General features: G+C 63.7%; 17 protein-coding genes and 1 tRNA gene. 8 read left to right on the top strand and 10 right to left on the bottom strand.

Annotated elements, in window-relative coordinates; translation table 11 throughout:
- Positions 1 to 383: 383 nt before the first annotated feature.
- From J2J98_RS05185 to J2J98_RS05155, 7 genes are all read right to left on the bottom strand, one after another.
- On the bottom strand, positions 384 to 974 hold the full coding sequence (locus J2J98_RS05185; RefSeq protein ID WP_207602518.1) for a hypothetical protein: 591 nt from the start codon (positions 972 to 974) through the stop codon (positions 384 to 386).
- A 13-nt stretch (positions 975 to 987) separates the two neighbouring features.
- Positions 988 to 1,185, bottom strand: a complete 198-nt coding sequence (locus J2J98_RS05180; RefSeq protein WP_207602517.1) for a response regulator transcription factor — start codon at positions 1,183 to 1,185, stop codon at positions 988 to 990.
- Positions 1,182 to 1,478 (bottom strand): GcrA family cell cycle regulator, encoded by a 297-nt coding sequence (locus J2J98_RS05175; protein WP_207602516.1) that lies wholly within the window; start codon positions 1,476 to 1,478, stop codon positions 1,182 to 1,184. The genes J2J98_RS05180 and J2J98_RS05175 overlap by 4 nt, the downstream gene beginning before the upstream one ends.
- Complete coding sequence (locus J2J98_RS05170) at positions 1,475 to 1,873, bottom strand: hypothetical protein (RefSeq protein ID WP_207603086.1); 399 nt, start codon at positions 1,871 to 1,873, stop codon at positions 1,475 to 1,477. Before J2J98_RS05170 ends, J2J98_RS05175 begins: the two co-directional genes overlap by 4 nt.
- The gene (locus J2J98_RS05165; protein WP_207602515.1) at positions 1,839 to 2,207 is read right to left on the bottom strand and encodes a hypothetical protein; all 369 of its coding nucleotides are present in this window, start codon (positions 2,205 to 2,207) and stop codon (positions 1,839 to 1,841) included. The genes J2J98_RS05170 and J2J98_RS05165 overlap by 35 nt, the downstream gene beginning before the upstream one ends.
- A 29-nt stretch (positions 2,208 to 2,236) precedes the next feature.
- A complete protein-coding gene (locus tag J2J98_RS05160; RefSeq protein WP_138393718.1) occupies positions 2,237 to 2,503 on the bottom strand; it encodes a hypothetical protein in 267 nt (88 codons plus the stop codon).
- 138 nt (positions 2,504 to 2,641) lie between these two features.
- The gene (locus tag J2J98_RS05155) at positions 2,642 to 2,866 is read right to left on the bottom strand and encodes a hypothetical protein (protein WP_207602514.1); all 225 of its coding nucleotides are present in this window, start codon (positions 2,864 to 2,866) and stop codon (positions 2,642 to 2,644) included.
- A gap of 83 nt (positions 2,867 to 2,949) precedes the next feature.
- Between J2J98_RS05155 and J2J98_RS05150 the strand changes: the two genes are divergently transcribed.
- The 4 genes from J2J98_RS05150 (at position 2,950) to J2J98_RS05135 (ending at position 5,607) form a co-directional block, all read left to right on the top strand.
- The gene (locus tag J2J98_RS05150; RefSeq protein ID WP_207602513.1) at positions 2,950 to 3,597 is read left to right on the top strand and encodes a S24 family peptidase; all 648 of its coding nucleotides are present in this window, start codon (positions 2,950 to 2,952) and stop codon (positions 3,595 to 3,597) included.
- A gap of 792 nt (positions 3,598 to 4,389) precedes the next feature.
- On the top strand, positions 4,390 to 4,653 hold the full coding sequence (locus J2J98_RS05145; protein ID WP_138393721.1) for a hypothetical protein: 264 nt from the start codon (positions 4,390 to 4,392) through the stop codon (positions 4,651 to 4,653).
- 256 nt (positions 4,654 to 4,909) lie between these two features.
- A complete protein-coding gene (locus tag J2J98_RS05140) occupies positions 4,910 to 5,161 on the top strand; it encodes a type II toxin-antitoxin system Phd/YefM family antitoxin (RefSeq protein ID WP_138393928.1) in 252 nt (83 codons plus the stop codon).
- Positions 5,158 to 5,607, top strand: a complete 450-nt coding sequence (locus J2J98_RS05135; RefSeq protein ID WP_207602512.1) for a type II toxin-antitoxin system VapC family toxin — start codon at positions 5,158 to 5,160, stop codon at positions 5,605 to 5,607. Before J2J98_RS05140 ends, J2J98_RS05135 begins: the two co-directional genes overlap by 4 nt.
- A gap of 25 nt (positions 5,608 to 5,632) precedes the next feature.
- On the opposite strand, the gene J2J98_RS05130 is transcribed toward J2J98_RS05135, so the two are convergent.
- Entirely contained in the window at positions 5,633 to 5,872 is a 240-nt protein-coding gene (locus J2J98_RS05130; protein ID WP_064694135.1) for a DUF982 domain-containing protein, read from the bottom strand.
- Positions 5,873 to 5,992: 120 nt separating this feature from the next.
- Here J2J98_RS05130 and J2J98_RS05125 point away from each other — a divergent pair, with 120 nt between their 5' ends.
- Complete coding sequence (locus J2J98_RS05125; protein ID WP_138393723.1) at positions 5,993 to 6,604, top strand: hypothetical protein; 612 nt, start codon at positions 5,993 to 5,995, stop codon at positions 6,602 to 6,604.
- A 72-nt stretch (positions 6,605 to 6,676) separates the two neighbouring features.
- Here J2J98_RS05125 and J2J98_RS05120 read toward each other — a convergent pair.
- A tRNA-Pro gene (locus J2J98_RS05120) sits at positions 6,677 to 6,753 on the bottom strand.
- Positions 6,754 to 7,015: 262 nt separating this feature from the next.
- Here J2J98_RS05120 and J2J98_RS05115 point away from each other — a divergent pair.
- Entirely contained in the window at positions 7,016 to 7,423 is a 408-nt protein-coding gene (locus J2J98_RS05115) for a hypothetical protein (protein ID WP_064710963.1), read from the top strand.
- Positions 7,424 to 7,769: 346 nt separating this feature from the next.
- Here J2J98_RS05115 and J2J98_RS05110 read toward each other — a convergent pair whose 3' ends face one another.
- Positions 7,770 to 10,745, bottom strand: a complete 2,976-nt coding sequence (locus J2J98_RS05110) for an NAD(P)-dependent oxidoreductase (protein WP_207602511.1) — start codon at positions 10,743 to 10,745, stop codon at positions 7,770 to 7,772.
- 924 nt (positions 10,746 to 11,669) lie between these two features.
- On the opposite strand from J2J98_RS05110, the gene J2J98_RS05105 reads away from it, so the two are divergent.
- Together J2J98_RS05105 and J2J98_RS05100 are read left to right on the top strand one after the other, a co-directional pair.
- Complete coding sequence (locus J2J98_RS05105) at positions 11,670 to 12,863, top strand: TCR/Tet family MFS transporter (RefSeq protein ID WP_207602510.1); 1,194 nt, start codon at positions 11,670 to 11,672, stop codon at positions 12,861 to 12,863.
- 562 nt (positions 12,864 to 13,425) lie between these two features.
- Positions 13,426 to 13,710 (top strand): GIY-YIG nuclease family protein, encoded by a 285-nt coding sequence (locus J2J98_RS05100; protein WP_207602509.1) that lies wholly within the window; start codon positions 13,426 to 13,428, stop codon positions 13,708 to 13,710.
- The last annotated feature ends 565 nt before the right edge of the window (positions 13,711 to 14,275 follow it).

The following is a 14,275-nucleotide window of genomic DNA, read 5'->3' as shown; positions in this document are numbered from 1 at the left end:
GCACCGCCGGTGCGGATTGCGCCCGCTGTTGCCGCAGTTGCCGCCGGTGAAGCGTGTGAGGCGCGGCTTTTGGCGTGGTACCGCCGGCCAGTGTGAGGCGCCGCGTTTGCCGGAACGTCATCGCGCCGACGCCGCCTATCTCTCCCGGCACCACCTCTCCTCGGTCATCCCAGGGCTTGACCCTGGGATCCATGCGGGCGAGGCACTGCGTGCCGACGATGTGCGACGCAAACAACTGCAGCCGCGTGCGTGGCTGTGGATCCCAGGGTCAAGCCTGATCCTCGGGTCAAGCCCGAGGAGACGGAGTGCGGGGTTGGCCTTGTTGCCCAACGCACCCGCGGTGCGGACGGAGGATGAGGCACGCTCTGCGGCAGACCCCCATATCACCCCTTCGCCCTGCGCAGCGCAATCAACCCGCGCCGCAGCCACAGCAATTGCTGTGGCGGCATCTGGCGCAGATGTTCGTAGTCCATCACAGCGACGTTATAGACGGTGCTGCGCACCTGCGGCCCGTCCTCGCAGCGGAGAAGGACGGCCTGCAGTTCCATCATGCGGTTGCTGGCCTTGCGGGCGCGGTCGGCGAGGCTTTCGGTCACCTCGCCTTCATGGCCCTTGACGGCAAAGAGCGACTGGGCCCTCGGGCTCGGGGCCGGGATGCCCGTCGTCTTGTGGTAGCGGGCCATGACCTCGGCGTAATCGTCGCCGGCCTGGCGCTGCTCGTCTGATATCAGCCCGTCGAGAAACATGCGGCCGAGGGTATAACCGGCATAGGGGCTTCTGACTGTCTCGTCATCAACCGTCCTGCCGAAGCCGTGAATGCGCCGGCGCGCCGCCATCGCGACGCTGATATTCTCCTTCTCGGTTTCGAACGGCTTGATCTTGCCGCAGGGGAAACGCTCGACATTGGCCTTGCGCGGCCGACCTGCGCCCTTGTTTGCCCGCTGTATCTTCACCTTGGTGGCCTTGCCGCCCATGGGGATGTCCTTCCTATCGAATGATGCCGTTTCGAAGTGCGGCGGCGACCAGCGCGGTCTCCTTGAACACGCCAAGTTTCGCCTTGGCGTTGGCAACGTGGGTGTTGACGGTGATCGGCGAGATGCCGAGGATGGTGCCGATCTCGGCGGCGGTCTTGCCTTGCGCCATCCAGCCGATGATTTCCCGCTCGCGCGGGGTCACGGCGCTCATGGCGCCGGCCCGTCGATCGTCGGCACACGCGGCATCGTCACCTCGGCGCCCGACAGCGTCACCCGCCTGACACGGTCGGGATGGCGGATCGGCGCGGGCGCCGCGCCGGCGGTCGCCAACTGCCTGCGCGCATCCTGCCTTGACGGAAACCTGTCGCGGTTGCGATGCGCCATGTTGATGACGGTGTTCTTCTTCGAGCCGAAGAGTTCGGCGATCTCACGCGCCGAAAACCCTTCCTGCCAGAGCTTCTGCGCCTTGACGATCTTGTCTTCCGTCCAGAACAGATCTCTCATCCCACTGCCTCCTGTGCGTCTCGTGCGGCCTTTGCGATGACCGGATTATCGGGAAACATCTCAGCCAGCGCCCGTTTGGCGCTGCGGCTGCCGTTTGCCGCCTGTCTCAGCAGCAGCATCTTCTCGGCCGCGACCTTCGGCTGCGGCTGTTCGGGTGGCGCCTCGACGCGCGGGCGGCTTTCCGCCGTCATCACCGCCTGCTGCTGGCGGGCGATTTCGGCGAAGCTCGCCGAGCTCGGGGCGAAGGCGCGGTTATGGTCCCTGACCTTGCCTGACAGGAACAGCTTCGCGGCGCGCCACACCGCTTCTGCCGGAATGCCGTCGATGGCGACGAGATAGGCGCGGATCTGCATGTCGGGATCAATGCCGGCGGAGGCCGGAAAGCCCGAAAGCATCCCCGCTATGATCTTCACCGGAGAGGAAATCTCTTGCGGCATCGACCGTCGTCCTTCTGCCCACGCTTGCATTGATCGGCCCGGCTTCCCTCGCCTTCTCATTGAAATACCAATCGGATTTGATCGCCCGCCAGCCGCGCAGGATCTGCATCTCGGCGGCCTCGACCGGATTGCCGGTCTTGAGATACTCCCTGACCTGGATCCTCGCCGCATAGGCCGTCAGCGGCTTCTTCAGCGTGCGGCTGCGATGCTCGATGATCGCCTCCGCCAGTTCCTGCCCCAGCACCGGGCTGAGGATCTCCATGATGTCCTTGTGGATCTCTTGCTTTTCCATGCGACTGCCTTCCCGCTCGAGAGCTCCCCTCAAATCCGGAGCCTGCGTCGGGCGCCAGCGAAACCGACCAGGGCGCCGGGCTTGGCGGCGCGGCCGGCAAACCGCCTGGCTTTGCCGGCGGCGTAATCCTGCTGGGCGGTGTCGCCCTTCTCGGCGCTGCGAAGCCGGTGGATCTCCATTTCCACGGCGGGCACCGACATGCCTAGAATGCTGGCGATCTCGATATAGTCCCGGCCGGAGCGGAAGAGCTCGAGGGCGTTCATGTCAGTGCCTTGATAGGCTGTGGCGATGCTCATCGCTTGATCCTCTTTCTCATTTCGATCCGCAGCCGGCCCTTCCCGCCAAGCGGGCGCCGGCCAGATCGTTCATTTTCAAACTTGTGGAAGAGGCTGGCGTCGCCGAGGGAGCGCGACGACGCCAGCTGCCGAAAGCCTTCAGGGAGGAGTGAGGCTGTCGGAATTGGTGATCGGCTGGGGACCGGGGAAGACCGGCGTCTGCCGCATCTCTTCCGGCTCCGTCTGCCGGCCGCAATTCTCGCAATGGCGCTCGATCACCTCGGCGATCGACAGCGCCCTGCCGCAGCGCGGGCAGCCGGTGTAGCGGGCATTGGCAATGCCCGAAAGCCGGGGCCGTTTGTTGGCGTAATCAATGCTTGTCATGGGAATAAGGGTACGTAAAATACCTCGCACGTCAAGCGAATTAGGGGATTACATGTACCTTTTTTTAGGGTATGATTTATATCATGTTGAAAGATCAGGAACAATTTGAGCGCGAAGAACGCGCAAAGCGTCTGGTCATGGCCAGGAAGAACGCGGGCTTTGCCGGGCCGAAGGCGATCGTCGATCGTTTGGGCTGGAACGCCAATGTCTACAAGGCGCACGAGTCTGGCCGCAACGGCTTCGGCATCGCCGATGCGAAGAAATATGCCAAGGCGTTCAAGGTCAATCTCAACTGGCTGCAGTTCGGAACCGGCGATGCGCTCGATCCGGAGGAGCGGCCGGTCTCCGTCGCCGACGTGCCGAAGATCTCCTGGGTCAGCGCCGGGCAGTTGACCGAGCAGGCGCCGATCACCGACTTCTCGGAATTCCCGACCGTCGCCGCGCTCGATCTGCCCGACGGCGACTGGATCGCGCTCGAGGTCGAAGGCAATTCGATGAACAAGATCTCGCCGCCGGGCTCAATCATTTTCGTCAACCGCCGCGACAAGCGCCTGGCGCCGAATGCGCTCTACGTCGTCGCCGACGAGACCGGGGCCGCGACCTACAAGCGCTACCGTCCGAACGACAATCCGCCCTTCCAGCCCGCCTCCTACGAGGACGTGCCGCCGCCGGAATTCCAGGGCGCCGTCACCATCGTCGGCCGCGTCCGGCGGTCGGTGATCGAGATGTGAGAGTCCGAGCCCTACAAAAAACGTCAATCAGTCCCGCGATATAGCTCTCACCATTCCAGCAACACTCCAACGTCTTCCCAAAAAGATTCAAGGCAATCCGCCCGCCGTCACGAGCCGGCAGAATCTGTTCTCTATCGTCACACTTGCCGTACTGATCATCGCTTTCGGCGCCGCGCGGGCGGTCCTGCTTTGAGGTGAACCTCTCGCAAGCCGGAAACCGGCTCTGCCCGGCGCTTCGCGCAACCACACGCAATGCATGCCGCAACTTTGCGAGACTGACGGCTGCAAACAACCGTTTCGAGCTCGGGCGTCAAAATCTGAAAGCTGCGACGCGCCGCAGAGCGGATCATCGCCCGCCCCGCGCGCCTGCGATATCCTGGTCTCTCTCACTCCCTCTCTCTCCCATCTCTTTCCAGTTCCTGAAGGCTGGTGAGGGAGGGTTCCGGCCAAAGCTTCCCCCTACCCCATGAGCAAGGCCCATGAAGCCGGGAGAGCATTGGCCATGTCCTGAAGGCCGGAGCCGGGATGGGACACGTGCCAGAGGGGCCATTCGCTTCACCCTCGTCCTGATTTTCTGACAGCGCACTTAAGGACTTTCGCTTCCCGCGCCGCTGGGCTTCGTCAGCTCGGGAGTTGCACCCGGTCGCCCAATCATCTGCCTGAGACATACGCCTACGATTCGTACCTCGTCAACCGTTTGGGTATTTTTTATACCTTATCTAATTGACGATCTGAGGTATGATATATACCTTAAACTCGACGCCGAGGGCCGGCACGAAAGAGGGCAGAGCGATGCAGCATATCCGCGGGATCGAGACCGAACAGAGCCGGCGGGACGCCCGCTGGAATGCTGCCCGAGGGCTCGGCGACTGCGCAGCCTATATGGCCAACGAGGCCCAGCGCATGGGCGCGCTCGGCTTTGCCTATCTCGGCCGCCCCGAACATTCGGTGCGCGGCCCGTCATGGCTGCGCGGCGCCACGGCCAGCGTCGAGGCGCATTACCGCTATGCCCGCGAGGTCATGGGCATCACGGATGGCGATCAGCTTTATGCCTGAGGGAGAAAAGGACATGTCCGCCGATTGCGTCATCAAAGCCTTTTCCGGCTGCGCCTGCCCGCCCGGTGAATGCGCCGAGAAGCCCATCATTCCGGCGCCGGTCACCTTCGTCTCCTGGCGGATTCAAGCAATCACCTGCATCGCCTTCGGCATCATGGCCGCGATCCTCTCGGCCGCGTGGATGGGAATTTTCCTTGATTCCAGCCGCGGCCAGCCTATTTTGACTACATATGGTCATACTGGACAGGAGGTGGCGATGTCGACAATCAGCGTCGCGGAGGCAAAGGCTGGTTTCGCCGGCCTGGTGGATGAAGCTGCAAAGGGCGAATTCGTAACCATAACCCGCCATGGCAAGCCCGCCGCCGTATTGGTTTCCGTGGAAGCGGCCGAAGCTGCAAGGAAGGCACTCAGCAAGCCGCGGCCGAATTTCGGGGATTTCCTGCTGACCTTCCCCGGCGGCGTCGAACTGGAGCGCAACCCCTCAAAATTGAGGGATACCGATCTTTGACCGCGTATCTCCTCGATACGAACATTATCAGCAAGTTTGCGCCGGATCGCACACCACCCTCGGATTCCGTTCGAGCATGGTTCCACGCTCGGGGCGAAGCCGACGCGCTTTTTCTGTCGGTCATGACGCTTTCCGAAGTCGAAAAGGGAATGCGCAGCCTTCACCGTCGCGGGGGCATCGAGCGGGCAAAGCGGCTTTCGCAATGGCTGAATTTCATCACCGACAGTTTCGGGGATCGTATCCTGCCGATGGACGCCCTTGTCGCGCGGATCGCCGGCGCCCTGGCGGACGAGGCCGAAAGCAAAGGCTGTCATCCCGGCCTTGGCGATCTCATCATCGCGGCGACGGCACGCGCCTATGACCTCACCGTCGTCACGGAAAATTTGCGGCATTTCCAGCCGCTTGATGTACCTGTGGATCTTCCCGCAGCTTTCCGGCGGGAGTGATTAACCCATCGGCCGGTGAGGCCGGTCAGGAACTGAACTTGATGTCGCTCGCCTTGGCAGCGGTAATGAATGCCCGCCGCACCTGCTCGGGCTCGGCAACATCGTTGAAGACATCGAGCACAAGCAGCTCGGCAGCCTTGGCCGCCGGCGTCTGCTCCGGCCAATCGTTCAGCAAGGTATTGCCGGCCTGGACGACGTTATAGACGGTCCTGGTCTTGCCATTGATGGTGATCTTCACCGGCTTGAAGCTTCGTCGCCTGCTCATGATGCAACCCCCCAACGCGGAACACGCGACTCAACGAGCGGCGTTCGGACTCGTTCCAGTTGAGGTGACTATCTCACATGTTATCGTCGCTGGGCGAATCAACTTGCCGCCAGCCAAAACGTGCCAAAGCCAGAAAAACGTAGCGACCGGTTTACGTGGACATATGCCCTCTGGCTGTTGCCGCTTCTGGCGGAAGTTTGGCTCTACTGGCTTGCGCCTCGATGGGACTGGGGAACGATCGGTCTTATCATTTGGCTCGCGACGCTGATCGCCGTTGCGGGCTCCATGTGCTTCAACCTGGCGCTGCGGCGCTGGCGACGCGTCCTGTCTCTCCTGACAGCGCCCCTGCTGTTGCTCTTCGCCCTTTATCTCCTCGCCACGGCCTCTATAACGCCCGACAGCGTTCGATTTGCGCTGACCAGGCAGGCGTATTTGGCTGAGATCGAACGAAGCGATCCGCCGGACGAGGCGCCGCGCTTGCGCACATTCGTATGGGACGACACGTTCAGGGCTAAGACATACTCGACGCTCGTCTATGATGAGAGTGACGAGATCGCCTTGCCCAAAGGCGCGCAATCCGCTGCCTGGCAACAGCGCCTTCAGAAATCCTGTTTGGAAAACAAGAAAGAATGCGTCAATCTCGATCCGGGTCCGGACGAGGTCGTCGGCGTCAGAAAGATCGGCGAGCACTTCTATATTCTGGACAACAGCTTGCCAAACGCGTTTCCTTAAGCCGCGTCTGTGACTTTACGCGCAGCAACACCAGCGAGAAACGAAAAACCCCGCCAAAGCGGGGTTTCTAGCTGGTCGGAGTGGAGTGATTCGAACACTCGACCCCCACGTCCCGAACGTGGTGCGCTACCAGACTGCGCTACACTCCGTGACCAGCGGCGCTTCTATAGAACAGCCTATCTGGTTGCACAAGCGCCAAATTTCAAAAAGCCGAGGGAATTTTTGACGGGTTGATGACGGCGGGCGAAAGCGGCTGCTGCAGCAAAAAGACACACCGCGGGCAAATCGAACGGAAGTGCAAAAGGGGCAATTTTCTTTTGCCGGGTTCCGCGCTAAAGGGCTCGGCGGGACAGGCGAAACCGCCGTGACGGCGGCTTCGCAGCCATTGCGCTAGAGATCAGGGACGACACGATGAAACTCCGCACCATCACCGCGGCCGGGCTTGCCATTGCGCTTGCCGGATGCACAACCATTCCTTCCGCCGGCAATCCGATCGAGGCCCGCTGGGTCGGCAAATCGGCCGGCATCTTCTTTGCCGCCTACGGGCCGCCGATCAGCGATCGCGAGGAAGGTTCGAGCACCATCTATACCTGGCGCGGCGGCTACAAGACCGTGCGCATTCCGGCTAGATATGCCGAGGGCGCCGATGGCAAGCGCGGCAAGCAGATCGCCGCTGCCCGCACCGCCTATCTGCGTTGCCAGGCCGAAATCACCACGAATTCCGATTACACGATCCGCGACATCCGCACTGTCGCCGACATTCCTGGCGTCAACGGCCCGTCCTATTGCGCCGAATTCCTGGCACCCGAACAGAAGTAACGGGCTCGTCCGGCTTATGGAGACAGGCGGCAAGGGTGCCGCCTGAGACCGCCGGTAAATACCCCCTCTGCCCTGCCGGGCATCTCCCCACAAGGGGGGAGATCGGATGAGCTTTAGGGCTTCCCCAAACAAATTCCGTTTACAATGCCCGCTCGTCTTTTCGAACGAATCTGCGCATCGGCGAGCGAGGGACGAAGTGTTCGCCTCCTGCCAATCGGGGCTCCACGGGAATGCGACGCCCACGTCTGCCCACGCGCTGAGCGGTCCCCATAATCGAGATCGTCTATGCCGCAATCCCTCATTCCGCAACGACAGGAGGCCGTTGGGGCCGAACCGCCGCTGCAACTCACCCCTGCGCCGGCCCGTAGAGGCCGAGCTGGTCGAGAAGCGCGCGCTGCCGGTCGGCATTTTCGACCAGGAGGCCGGTGTAACGCTCGACGATGCGCGCGCGGTGGCCGGGATCGGAGACGGCGGAAAGCGCGCCTGTGATCGCCGCGATCCTTTCCGAGACCTGGCGCAGTTCCTCCAGCAGTTCCGCCTTGCCGGCGGCCTCCGCGACCGCCTGCTTCGTCACCTTGCCGATGCCGGCCGGCGTGCGGCTGCCGGCGGAGACGTAACCCTCCGGCAGGTCGCCCTTGAGATTGACGACCGACTTGAAGCGGATGACGTCGAAGATCTGGTCGACCGCCTGCTTGGCGCCCGTCACCCGCGAGGGGTGATCGGTGTCGGCGGCGGCATGCGGCAGGAGCTCGAGCTTGCCCTTGTGGCGCCGTTCGAGCGGCAGATAGGGCAGCATCGGGCCGCTGAGCGTGCCGGTCGCGGCGTCCTTGAAGAGATCGGCGTCGATCGCCGCATGGGCGATCTTGCCCGACGACAGTGCCGCGTCGAGCGCATTGCGATCGACGACTTCGCCGCGGTCGTAATTGACCAGCACAGCGCCATCCTTCATGGCGGAGAGCACCTTCGCATCGACGGTGCCGGCATTGGAATAGCGGCCGGTCGATGCGTCCAGACGGCCGAGGCCGATATGGACGGAGAGCACATCGGCGCCGTTTGCCGCTTCCACCGGGCTGGCGGCATAGTCGAAACCTTCCGCCTCGATCCAGCGCTTGTGATGTTCACGCGCATAGATCGCCACCTTCATGCCGAAAGCCTTGGCGAGCTTGGCGACCTCGCGGCCGATATTGCCGTAGCCGAGCACGGCGAGCTTGCGGCCCTCGAGCTTGGCTGTCGGGAAATCCTTCAGCTGACGGCCGGTATCGAAATCGCCGCCGGCGACCATCCGGTGCAATCTATCGACCGGCAGGTCGGGAACGACCTTCAGGATCGCCTTCATCACCATCTGGGCGGTCGCCCGGCTGTTGATGCCGGGCGTGTTCATAAGGGCCGCAGTACCGCCCTCGCCGTTGCCGCCGCCCCAGGAGGCCGAGCCCATATTGCCGGTGCCGGCGCCGATGCGCACGCCGCCGAGCGGAAAGATTGAGGCCTTCGGGATGAAGGTCGCCGCCGCGATCAGCGCGTCGTACTGGCCCTTGTCGGTCTGCGGCAGGATCTCCGCCTCGGTGCTGAGGTTCGGCTGGTAGAAGAAGTGGATGCGGCCCTTTTCAAGGCCGGCGCGATCGCCGAGCGGACCGAGATGGAAGACGCCGCCCTTCTCCTCGATATAGGCCTTGACCTCGCTGTAATCAGGCTCGCCGTCGGCGCCGAAGCGCAGGCCGACCAGGTCGGCGATCAGCACCGTATAGGCGCGGTTCGGATCGTCCTTGCGAACGGCGCCTTCGGCTTTGACAGGCGCCTCGAAGGTGACGCCGTGCTTTTCCAGCTCCTCCTCGAGAACGACGATCTTGGCGCGGAGATAGGCATATTGCAGGTTTTCCAGGAGGGCGACGACATCGTCCGGTTCGCGAATGCCGCCGACCCAGGCGCGGTAGTCGCCCGGCGTGCCCGGGAAGGCGTTGACATAGCGGGCCGCGTCGAGGCCGGGCTCGTATTCGCCGTTCGGATGGGTGATGCCCTCATAGCCGAGCAGCTGCTTGGACCGGGCGATGATGCGGGCGTGGATGGCGGCATCGGTGATGTCAGCATCCCAGACCTTCAGCAGCGTCACCGCAGCACCGCGCCGTTCGGCATCGGTGACGGTCAATGACAGCAGCGGATGCGACTTGACCCAATCGTCGATGACGGCGCGATTGGCGGCGGAGCGGCGGTTGAGCTCGACGACGGAGCCGACCCGGGCCTCCGACTTCAGCAGGCCGAAGGTGGTCTCGGCAAAGGCGAGCGCGCTGTAGGTATTGATGACGCCGCCCAGCATGCGGTCTTCAGCCGCATCGTAGAACGGGCCGGCATCGACGGAGCGCTTGGCCGAAAACGGCTGGCGCGGATCGACCGGCGGGGCGATCTTCAGCTGCCGCGGGATCGCCCAGGCCGGATCCTGCTGGTTCTTCTCGATCAGCGCCAGGGCATGCGGCGTGAAGGAAGCGACGAAATAGCCGGAAATGCCGCCGATCGCCTTCTGGAACGGCATGAACAGGCAGCATTTCGCCATAACGGCGCTGACCAGTTCCGGCTCCCACGGCATGGCGCCGAGCATCGAGGTGGCGTCGAACACCGCATGGCGGTTGGCCGGATCGCCGTCGAGCCAGCTCAAGAGTTCGCGGATCTCGCGGCTGGTATAGGCGTTCGCCCCGGTCGTCTCGTGGCCGACGCCGACGAAGATCGAAACGCCGAGGTCGGCAAGCTCGGCCGCCGTCGGGATCACGCCCTCGGAGGCGGCGAAATGGATGCGGCTCTCGCAGCCCTTTTCGGCGAAGCGCTGCATCTCGATCAGCTGTGTGGCCCATGACTGGCGGAAGAAGCCGGCGGCCTTGGACGGATCGCTCTCCGGCCGCGGCGTATCGACATAGACGCGCTGGCCGGCGTCGTTGGCATTCATCAGGTGCTGGATGCAGACGGTGAAGCCGCTATGGCCGCCGCCGAGCCCGACCGCCATGCGGTTCTCTTTCGGGAAACCGAAATAGCGATGGATCGCCCGCATCATGTCGGTCAGGATCTTATCGGCCGGATAGCCGCGATGCATGCTGCGGGAAATCTCGGCCGTGGTGAAGCCGCCGATATCATTGCCCTTGTCGTCGAACTTGCGATAGGTCTTTTCGATCCAGGCGTCGAAGGCGATGCGCCGCAGGCGGCTGTCGACCTCGTCGGTCGTCGCATCGGTGATCGGCCCGACGCCGAAGAACGGGTTGGACGGCAGTCTCGGCGCGCCAGACGCGGTCTGTCGAAGGGCGCTCAACCGCTGTTCCTGCATCTGCGCAATATCTGTCATGGCCTGCCTGTCTCTATCCGGAGCTGAAGTTGCCTTCATGGTGAAGCGAGTGCACGGGCAGGACAAGCTCATATGCGCCGAACGACAGGCGAAACGCGTCATCGGGGGCCAACGTTTCGGTAGCCACCGCCAAGATCACCGACATCTCGCCGGAGGCGAAACGCGCGCGCCGCTTCGGCCTGTTCAACGCGATGTTCTATGCGCTCACCGTGCCGCTCGCTCTGCGTCTCGGGTTGACGACGCCGGAACGGGCGCCGGCGAGCTGAACCGCTGCGGCAGGCCTGGTGCCGCCCGGATTCGTCCGGGAGCCGGTCATCGGCGCGTTTGGCGAGAACGCCACCTACACTCCGTCATCCCAGGGCTTGACCCTGGGATCCACAGCCAGGCGCGCGGCTTCAATTGTTCCCCTTCAGATCATCGCTCTTCTGCAGTGCCAGCCGCATGGATCCCAGGGTCAAGCCCTGGGATGACGGAGGAGAGGTGGTGCCCGGGATGACGGAGGAGAAGTGGTGCCCGGGATGGAGGAGGAGAGGCAGTGCCGGGGACCAAAAGCCTCGCCAAGGCGATGAAGCGAACCGCGAGCGCGGCGCCACAAAGCGTCACAGCCGCAACCATCCCCCGCACAAAAACAGGCTTGCCGCACGCAACCATCCGGCGTATGTCTTTGCCGTCGCGAAAAGCGACTGCCTCCCTTGATCCGCTCAGTGGCGGAGTAAACAGGTGGACGAATGGGTCGTCCAGGCGGTCGAGCACACGCCATCCATGCGCATCAGCCATGGTTCGGCCAGCACTCCCTGAAACCAACGCCTGACCAGATCAGGCCTCATCGTGAGCCCTCGGCGTCGCGACGCAATTCCGTGATTTGAACGAAATCAGGGATGCGCTGGCGAGCCTCCCGGCTTGCGTCGACCACGGAACGCACCCATGACCAGATCCCTCACCGTCATCTTTACCGCCATTGTCCTCGATGCCGTCGGCATCGGCCTCATCTTCCCCCTCCTGCCGCAGCTCTTGCAGGAGATCACCCACGCCGACAACGTCGCGCCCTATATCGGCACGCTGACCGCGCTTTATGCTGTGATGCAGTTCGTCTTCGCGCCGGTGCTCGGGGCGCTGAGCGACCGGCTCGGCCGCCGGCCGGTGCTGCTGATTTCGCTTGCCGGTGCAGCCGTCAACTACCTGTTCCTCGCCTTTGCGCCCAACCTGCTGCTGCTCTTCATCGGCCGGGCGATCGCCGGCCTGACAAGCGCCAACGTCTCGGTGGCCACCGCCTATATCACCGACATATCGCCGGAGGAGAAACGCGCCCGCCGCTTCGGCCTGTTCAACGCCATGTTCGGCCTCGGCTTCATCATCGGCCCGGTCCTCGGCGGCGTGCTCGGCGATCACTGGCTGCGGCTGCCCTTCATCGCAGCCGCCGCGCTGAACGGCGCCAACCTGCTGCTCGCCCTCTTCGTCCTGCCGGAATCGCGCCCGGGCAGCCGCGAAAGGATCGCGCTGTCGGCGCTCAATCCGCTGAAGCCGCTCAGCGCCGTGCTCGAGGTCAAGAGCCTGCTGCCCGTCATCATCCTCTTCTTCCTCTTCAGCGCCACTGGCGAGGCCTACGGCACCTGCTGGGCGCTGTGGGGCAGCGACGCCTTCCATTGGGACGGGCTGTCGATCGGGCTGTCGCTCGGCGCCTTCGGCCTCTGCCAGACGCTCGCCCAGGCCTTCCTGCCGGGACCGGCCGTCAAGCTGTTCGGCGAACGCGGGGCGATCCTGACCGGCGTCGCCGGCGTCTCCATCGCGCTCACCGTCATGGCCTTCGCTAGCCGGAGCTGGATGATCTTCGCCATCATGCCGGTCTTCACCCTCGGCGGCATCGGCGTGCCGGCGCTGCAGTCGCTGGCAACAAGGCAGGTGGACGAATCCAGGCAAGGCCAGTTCCAGGGCGTGCTCGCCTCGGCCGTCAGCCTCGCCTCTATCGCCGCGCCGCTTGGCTTTTCCAGCATCTATTTCCTCGTCCGGCAGGCATGGCCGGGCGCCATCTGGCTCTCGGTCGTCGCCGTCTACGCGCTCGCCGTGCCGCTGGTTCTCATCCTGCGACTGAAGAAGCCGGAGGTGGCGCCGACGAGTTGAAACACTGCAGCGACGGGCTTCTGCGTCCCGGCACCCACCTCTCCTCCGTCATCCCAGGGCTTCAAGCTGTGCCGGCAGTGCGTTTGGCAACAAAGGCAATCCCACCCTCCGTCATCCCAGGGCTTGACCCTGGGATCCATAGCCGGGCACGCGGCTTGAATAATCTCCTGCAGCTGCACTCCATCACTCCACACGCGCCAGCCGCATGGATCCCAGGGTCAAGCCCTGGGATGACGGAGGAGAGGTGGTGGCGGGACGCGAAAGCCAGCCAGCGCGGAGGAGAGGTGGTGCCGGCACGCATAAGACCGCCGGTGCGAAGGAGAGATGGTGCCGCGACGCATAAGTCCGACCGCGCGCAACAGAGGTGGTGCGGGACGCTCGGCTTAGCGGCGCAATGAGGCGCCGGTAAAAGCGACGCCGCACAAGCCTCGGCGCGAGCGACATCCCACAAGCTGCCCCGGCGCTCAATCTGCACCAGCGGTGCATTTGGTCGAGAACGCCAACCCAGACTCCGTCATCCCAGGGCTTGACCCTGGGATCCACGACCAGGCACTCTGCGCAAATGGCAGGATATGTTTACATCATCACCAACCAGAAAAACGGTACGCTCTATATCGGCGTGACCTCCGATCTGGAGCGCCGCATCTATGAGCACCGCGAAGGGCTGACGCCGGGTTTTGCCTGGAAATATGGCTGCACCCGCCTCGTCTGGTACGAGGAGCATTGGGACATCGGCAGCGCGATCCAGCGCGAGAAATCGTTGAAGCGGTGGAACCGGCAATGGAAGATCGACCTGGTCGAGGCGATGAATCCCGAGTGGGAAGATCTCTATCTTACGCTGGGGTAATGCCGGCCGCGTCTCCTGCAGCGCCAGCCGCATGGATCCCAGGGTCAAGCCCTGGGATGACGGAGGAGAGGTGGTGGCGGAACGCACAAGCCGGCGCGGACGAGGGGTGGTGCCGGGACGCATAAGTCCACCCGCGTGGACGGGAGGTGGTGGCGGGAGGCATAAGTGCGCCAGCGCGGAAGCGAGGTGTGCCGCAACGCATCGGCTCAGCAACGGTGAGGAAGCTGCGGCAAAGCGGCGCCGCACAAGCCTCGGCAAAAGCGACGCCGCACAATCTGCGCCGGTTCTCAAGCTGCGCCAGCGGTGCATTTGGTCGAGAACGCCAACCCCACACTCCGTCATCCCAGGGCTTGACCCTGGGATCCACAGCCAGGCACGCGGCTTCAGTTGTTTCCCTGCAGTTGGAGGCGATCAGTCCACGAGTGCCAGCCGCATGGATCCCAGGGTCAAGCCCTGGGATGACGGAGGAGAGGTGGTGGCGGGACGCACAAGACGGCGCGGACGAGAGGTGGTGCCGGGACGCACAACCCGGAGGTGGTGCCGTGACCCATCGGCTCAGCAGCGG

Source organism: Rhizobium bangladeshense (assembly GCF_017357245.1).
In the GTDB taxonomy this organism is placed as follows: domain Bacteria; phylum Pseudomonadota; class Alphaproteobacteria; order Rhizobiales; family Rhizobiaceae; genus Rhizobium; species Rhizobium bangladeshense.
Note: the sequence above shows the minus strand (reverse complement) of the source record. Positions and strands in the feature narration are given on the sequence as shown.

Excerpts from the sequence above, each read along its gene's own strand:
- J2J98_RS05180 (WP_207602517.1), bottom strand. The coding sequence starts at position 1,185 with ATGAGCGCCGTGACCCCGCGCGAGCGGGAAATCATCGGCTGGATGGCG.
- J2J98_RS05175 (WP_207602516.1), bottom strand. The coding sequence starts at position 1,478 with ATGAGAGATCTGTTCTGGACGGAAGACAAGATCGTCAAGGCGCAGAAG.
- J2J98_RS05110 (WP_207602511.1), bottom strand. The coding sequence starts at position 10,745 with ATGACAGATATTGCGCAGATGCAGGAACAGCGGTTGAGCGCCCTTCGA.
- J2J98_RS05105 (WP_207602510.1), top strand. The coding sequence starts at position 11,670 with ATGACCAGATCCCTCACCGTCATCTTTACCGCCATTGTCCTCGATGCC.
- J2J98_RS05170 (WP_207603086.1), bottom strand. The coding sequence starts at position 1,873 with ATGCTTTCGGGCTTTCCGGCCTCCGCCGGCATTGATCCCGACATGCAG.
- J2J98_RS05155 (WP_207602514.1), bottom strand. The coding sequence starts at position 2,866 with ATGACAAGCATTGATTACGCCAACAAACGGCCCCGGCTTTCGGGCATT.
- J2J98_RS05145 (WP_138393721.1), top strand. The coding sequence starts at position 4,390 with ATGCAGCATATCCGCGGGATCGAGACCGAACAGAGCCGGCGGGACGCC.
- J2J98_RS05150 (WP_207602513.1), top strand. The coding sequence starts at position 2,950 with ATGTTGAAAGATCAGGAACAATTTGAGCGCGAAGAACGCGCAAAGCGT.
- J2J98_RS05160 (WP_138393718.1), bottom strand. The coding sequence starts at position 2,503 with ATGAGCATCGCCACAGCCTATCAAGGCACTGACATGAACGCCCTCGAG.
- J2J98_RS05185 (WP_207602518.1), bottom strand. The coding sequence starts at position 974 with ATGGGCGGCAAGGCCACCAAGGTGAAGATACAGCGGGCAAACAAGGGC.
- J2J98_RS05100 (WP_207602509.1), top strand. The coding sequence starts at position 13,426 with ATGGCAGGATATGTTTACATCATCACCAACCAGAAAAACGGTACGCTC.
- J2J98_RS05140 (WP_138393928.1), top strand. The coding sequence starts at position 4,910 with ATGTCGACAATCAGCGTCGCGGAGGCAAAGGCTGGTTTCGCCGGCCTG.
- J2J98_RS05130 (WP_064694135.1), bottom strand. The coding sequence starts at position 5,872 with ATGAGCAGGCGACGAAGCTTCAAGCCGGTGAAGATCACCATCAATGGC.
- J2J98_RS05115 (WP_064710963.1), top strand. The coding sequence starts at position 7,016 with ATGAAACTCCGCACCATCACCGCGGCCGGGCTTGCCATTGCGCTTGCC.
- J2J98_RS05165 (WP_207602515.1), bottom strand. The coding sequence starts at position 2,207 with ATGGAAAAGCAAGAGATCCACAAGGACATCATGGAGATCCTCAGCCCG.